The organism is Sphingomonas sp. Ant H11 (genome assembly GCF_000797515.1).
GTDB lineage: Bacteria > Pseudomonadota > Alphaproteobacteria > Sphingomonadales > Sphingomonadaceae > Sphingomonas.
On record NZ_JSBN01000211.1, the window covers coordinates 1 to 2,500 of the forward strand.

At 53.0% G+C, this 2,500-nt stretch carries 1 rRNA gene (cut by a window edge); it reads left to right on the top strand.

What is annotated here, in order from left to right:
• Positions 1-243 precede the first annotated feature (243 nt).
• Positions 244-2,500, top strand: a 23S ribosomal RNA gene (locus NW75_RS21910); it runs 538 nt beyond the window's last position.

Genomic DNA, 2,500 nt, shown 5'->3' on the forward strand with positions numbered 1-2,500 from the left:
CCTTATTTGACATTGTGAATGGGTTCTTAAAATCGATGCCGTGATATCGGCGTTGGTTCGACGAGAACGTTTTTGGTTCGGGTTTTCCCGGATCTGAGCGGTTCGAGGCGGATACAACGCTTTAATAATCAGGCTGAGCATTTTAATCATCCGCACCAAGATACTGTGACTTTGCTGCTCTGCCGAGTTTTGGTTCGATCCGTCAGGATCGATCCCAGCATTGTCATTGGTGGTGCGGACTCTCAAGCGTGAGGTAAGGGCAATTCGTGGATGCCTTGGCGCATACAGGCGATGAAGGACGTGGCACGCTGCGATAAGCTGCGGTGAGGTGTGAGCAACCTTTGACCCGCAGATTTCCGAATGGGGAAACCCACCTATCCCGTTTAACTTGTTCGTTCCTGGTAACAGGGGCGGCCAAGCTAAATGGGGCTAGGTATCACTTAAGTGAATACATAGCTTTCGTGAAGCGAACCCGGCGAACTGAAACATCTCAGTAGCTGGAGGAAAAGACATCAACCGAGATTCCGTTAGTAGTGGCGAGCGAACGCGGACCAGGCCAGTGCCGACAAGTGAATTAGCAGAACGATTTGGAAAGATCGGCCATAGCGGGTGACAGCCCCGTATGCGAAAGTGAAATTGTCGGACTTGAGTAGGGCGGGACACGTGTAATCCTGTCTGAACATAGGGGGACCACCCTCTAAGCCTAAATACTCGTATGCGACCGATAGTGAACTAGTACCGTGAGGGAAAGGTGAAAAGCACCCCGATGAGGGGAGTGAAACAGTACCTGAAACGGATTGCCTACAAGCAGTTGGAGGGTCCTTGAGGCCTGACAGCGTACCTCTTGCATAATGGGTCTGTGACTTAATGTATCAAGCAAGCTTAAGCCGTTAGGTGTAGGCGCAGCGAAAGCGAGTCTGAATAGGGCGCCAGAGTTTGATGTATTAGACCCGAAACCCGGCGATCTAGGCATGACCAGGATGAAGGTGCGGTAACACGCACTGGAGGTCCGAACCGATTAACGTTGAAAAGTTACCGGATGAGTTGTGTTTAGGGGTGAAAGGCCAATCAAGCCGGGAAATAGCTGGTTCTCCGCGAAAACTATTGAGGTAGTGCCTCGAGCGAATACCGTAGGGGGTAGAGCACTGGATGGATGCGGGGGTCGCGAGACCTACCAACTCTAACCAAACTCCGAATACCTACGAGTACTACTCGGGAGACAGACGGCGGGTGCTAAGGTCCGTCGTCAAAAGGGAAACAGCCCTGACCTACAGCTAAGGTCCCCAAGTCATCACTAAGTGGGAAAGCATGTGGAACTTCCAAAACAACCAGGAGGTTGGCTTAGAAGCAGCCATCCTTTAAAGAAAGCGTAACAGCTCACTGGTCTAAATAAGAGGTTCTGCGGCGAAGATGTAACGGGGCTAAAGTGATGCACCGAAGCTTAGGGTGTGGCGTAAGCCACGCGGTAGCGGAGCGTTCCGTAAGCCTGTGAAGCGATCTGGTAATGGGTCGTGGAGGTATCGGAAGTGCGAATGCAGACATGAGTAGCGATAAAAAGGGTGAGATGCCCTTTCGCCGAAAGACCAAGGGTTCCTGCGCAAGGCTAATCCGCGCAGGGTGAGCCGGCCCCTAAGACGAGCCCGAAGGGGGTAGTCGATGGGAACCACGTTAATATTCGTGGGCCTGGTGGTGTGTGACGGATCTCGTGTGTTGTTCTCCCTTATTGGATTGGGAGGGCTTCGAAGAGGTTCCAGGAAATAGCCCCACCGTATAGACCGTACCCGAAACCGACACAGGTGGTCAGGTAGAGTATACCAAGGCGCTTGAGAGAAGTGTCCTGAAGGAACTCGGCAAATTGCCTCCGTACCTTCGGAAGAAGGAGGCCCTCATTGTGCGCAAGCATTTTGAGGGGGCACAGGCCAGGGGGTAGCGACTGTTTAGCAAAAACACAGGGCTCTGCTAAGTCGGCTTCAAGACGACGTATAGGGCCTGACGCCTGCCCGGTGCCTGAAGGTTAAGTGGAGGGGTGCAAGCTCTGAAATGAAGCCCAGGTAAACGGCGGCCGTAACTATAACGGTCCTAAGGTAGCGAAATTCCTTGTCGGGTAAGTTCCGACCTGCACGAATGGCGTAACGACTTCCCCACTGTCTCCAGGACATGCTCAGCGAAATTGAATTCCCCGTGAAGATGCGGGGTTCCCGCGGTTAGACGGAAAGACCCCGTGCACCTTTACTGCAGCTTCAGAGTGCATTAGGAAAGAACTGTGTAGCATAGGTGGGAGGCTTTGAAGCGTTGGCGCCAGCTGACGTGGAGCCATAGGTGAAATACCACCCTGTTGTTTTCTGATGTCTAACCTCGATCCATGAAACTGGATCAGGGACCCTCTGTGGCGGGTAGTTTGACTGGGGCGGTCGCCTCCTAAAGAGTAACGGAGGCGCGCAATGGTGGGCTCAGGACGGTTGGAAACCGTCTGTTAGAGTGCAATGGCATAAGCCCGCCT